Source organism: Limosilactobacillus panis DSM 6035, from assembly GCF_001435935.1.
Taxonomy (GTDB): domain Bacteria; phylum Bacillota; class Bacilli; order Lactobacillales; family Lactobacillaceae; genus Limosilactobacillus; species Limosilactobacillus panis.
Map to the genome: position 1 here is coordinate 1 of NZ_AZGM01000133.1, position 2,243 is coordinate 2,243.

Annotated in this window: 3 protein-coding genes; all 3 read left to right on the top strand. The window is 39.5% G+C overall.

Going from position 1 to position 2,243, the window contains the following annotated elements:
• A partial coding sequence (locus FD32_RS07975) for a hypothetical protein (protein ID WP_235803786.1) occupies positions 1–276 on the top strand: 276 nt, incomplete at its 5' end.
• On the top strand, positions 266–622 hold the full coding sequence (gene tnpB / locus FD32_RS07980; RefSeq protein ID WP_047768682.1) for an IS66 family insertion sequence element accessory protein TnpB: 357 nt from the start codon (positions 266–268) through the stop codon (positions 620–622). The genes FD32_RS07975 and tnpB, both read left to right, overlap by 11 nt.
• 71 nt (positions 623–693) lie before the next feature.
• Entirely contained in the window at positions 694–2,235 is a 1,542-nt protein-coding gene (gene tnpC, locus FD32_RS07985; RefSeq protein ID WP_056962163.1) for an IS66 family transposase, read from the top strand.
• Positions 2,236–2,243: the final 8 nt, after the last annotated feature.

Genomic DNA, 2,243 nt, shown 5'->3' on the forward strand with positions numbered 1-2,243 from the left:
AGTAAGCAGTCAATAACGACACGTCTAGGCATGGTCAGCCGATCCTCCTATACTGAAAATATAAAATTCAGTACAGGAGGATTTTTTATGGAGGAAACACACGATATTGTGACACCGGTTTTCAAAACTAAAAGTGAACCAGTTAGTAAGCCTAAATTTTCGCCGCGACCAGCTGTTAAAATGAAAGTTGACAATGTCCAGCTAACATTTTTCAAGGGTGCCAGTCCCAGCCTTGCGGCTGAGATTTCAAAGGTTGTGGTGCGCTATGCTCATTAACTGGCATGATCCCGATCATGTTTACCTAGTCTGTGGAAAAACTGACTTGCGTAAGGGAATCGATGGACTAGCAATGGTTATCGCTGAGAATTATGGGTTGGAATTATACAACAATTCACTTTTTCTGTTCTGTGGATCCCGCAATGACCGATTTAAAGGACTACTTTGGGATGGTGAGGGCTTTATCTTGCTTTACAAACGCTTTGAAAATGGCCATTTGAGTTGGCCGAGATATAGTAGCGAAGTCAAAGAGTTATCAGCCAAACAATTAGATTGGCTATTAAAGGGACTAAACCCATTACCGGTTCGTAAGATTAAAGCAGCGCAACCAGGTACCTTTTATTAAATTACCTCTGTTTAAAATCGTTGTTCTTTGATATAATTACCGAAGAATAATTTAAAGGGAGGTGACGTATCATGAGTAAAAGTTTAGTCCAAGAGAATCGCGAGCTTAAGCAACAGATCAAAGCCCTAAAGGAACAGGTCAACAAGTTGACGGCAATTATTAAGCTTCAACAGAATCAAATGTTTGGGAAAAAAACTGAAATAATTGAGTCCGTAGTTGATGGTCAGCAATCACTATTTAGCGATGATGAACTAGATCAGCTGCAAGATTCTAATGTTTCAATCACGGAAGTGATTGAAAAGAAAGAAAAACAAGTGGTGCGTCACCGGAAAGCTAAAGTTTCTGGGCAGCGGACCGCTTTTTTGGATGGTTTACCTCAAGTGGATGAGACAATTCATTTAACTAATATGAATTGTCCAAAGTGCCATGAACAGATGAAAAAGATTGGTAAGCATCTATATAGCCGCGAAGTCCGACTAAAGCCGGCCGAATTGTACTGTGCGAACCTATACCAAGAAAGCTACAAGTGTAATGACTGTGATGAGGACGGTAAAGATATCATCATTAGTAGTCAAATGCCGCAATCATTATTGCCTCATAGTTATATTTCCAGCAGTATTTTGGCTAAAGTAGCTGAGTATAAATTTTCCTTAGCCCTACCCTTCCATCGACAGGTAAAGCTCTGGCAAGCCGTTGGTTTGCCAGTCAGTGGCCGCCAACTCGCAACTAATATCATTACGGTTAGTCAAACTTACCTAAGGCCACTATATGAACGATTAACTAAATTAATGCAATATGAAAAAGTAATCCAAATGGATGAAACGCCTTTTAAGGTCATTGACGAAGCTAAGACTACCAGTTATTTTTGGGCAACAAGAACTACGACTGAGTTTAGCCATCATCATATGGTAATCTATCATTATCGCAATACCCGCTCAGGAAAAGTAATCGGTGATATTATTGGACAAAACTATCCAGGCTTTATCATGTGTGATGGGTATGGAGGTTATAGCAATCATTTATATCCCCACGCCCACTTTGGCTCTTGTTTAGTTCATATCCGGCGAGAATTCATTCGAATCACTAAATTACTAAGCAAGAAGCAATTAAAGCATTCGAAAGCTCTTCATGCGGTAAAGCTCCTCGGGACTGTTTTCCATAAGGAAAACGGATTAATATATCAAACTAAGGAAGAGAAACGACAGCAAAGGATTATTCATGTAAAGCCGTTACTTGATAAATTTTACCGTTACTTGAATAGTATTATTTCACCGCAAGGCCGACTTTGTGCAGCTATCAAGAATGCTTTGAAACTTCGGACAAGAGTATATCGAATCTTCGAAGATGGGCAAATACCGCTGAGTAATAACTCATTGGAAGGAGAAATCCGGCTTACAACACTGATTCGTAAAAACTGTTTGTTTGCGAAAAGTAAACGCGGAGCTGAGGCCAATGCGATTTACTACACGCTAGTGGCAACAGCAAAAGTAAATAAACTAAATATATATAAATATTTTAAGTACCTGTTTGATCGACTACCCAACCAGAAAAGTAGCGACATTGAGTCTCTTTTACCATGGGCAGAAGAAGTACAGCAGGTATGTCATGAATAGAAGAAGGG